Raw genomic sequence first — 725 nt, forward strand, 5'->3', positions numbered from 1 at the left:
ATCCCAGCGCAGTGACCCCGTCGCCGATCGCGGCGGCACCGGTCGCCAGGAACGAGGCGCAGCCATCCGTGGTGCCGGCGACGACGGCCACATCGCGCGGCAAGCCGAACAGTTCCCCGGCTTCCGCGGTGAGGGCGCCCGTGACCTCGCCCGGCACGACTACGCGCGGCAGCAACTCCATGCGCATTCCGGTCGCCGCGATCCATTCCGGCCAGCGGCGGGCCTCGACATCATAACCTGTCTTCAGGGCATTGTTCTCGTCGCTGACGTCGAAGCGGCCGGAGAAGTTTCCGGCAATCCAGTCGGCCTGATGCAGCACTGCCGCAATGCCCGGTAGATGCTGGAAGCGCAGGGCCTTGGCGAGGCCGGATGTCGCTCCATGCGCTGCACTTGCAGCCGGCGCGGTGCGGGCGATCGCGGCCAAGAGGCCGTCGTCATCGACCTTGTCGTTGTACATCAGCGGTTCGGCCAGCGGCAGCCCGGCGGCGTCGACCGGCAGCAGCGTGCCGGAGGTGCCGTCGACGGCGATGGCGCGGACCGCCGTGCGGTCGATGCCGGAAAGCAGCTCCGTCAGCGCCGCCTTGACCGCTTGCCACCACGCCGTGGGGGCTCGGCCATCGCGGCCAAACCTGTCGAGTGGAACGGCCGAATGCCCGGCTATGGAAAAATCACGGCGCATGGCGACGGCGCGCGCACCTGATGTGCCAATGTCGATGCCGATGACA

1 protein-coding gene is annotated in these 725 nt (G+C 69.0%); it reads right to left on the reverse strand.

Translation table 11 applies throughout. The features are described 5' to 3' along the window. The coding region (locus EN991_RS30140) for an FGGY family carbohydrate kinase (RefSeq protein ID WP_245461115.1) at positions 1-725 on the reverse strand (725 nt) is incomplete at both ends.

It is taken from the genome of Mesorhizobium sp. M7A.F.Ca.US.005.03.2.1, assembly GCF_003997795.1.
Classification (GTDB): Bacteria; Pseudomonadota; Alphaproteobacteria; order Rhizobiales; family Rhizobiaceae; genus Mesorhizobium; species Mesorhizobium ciceri.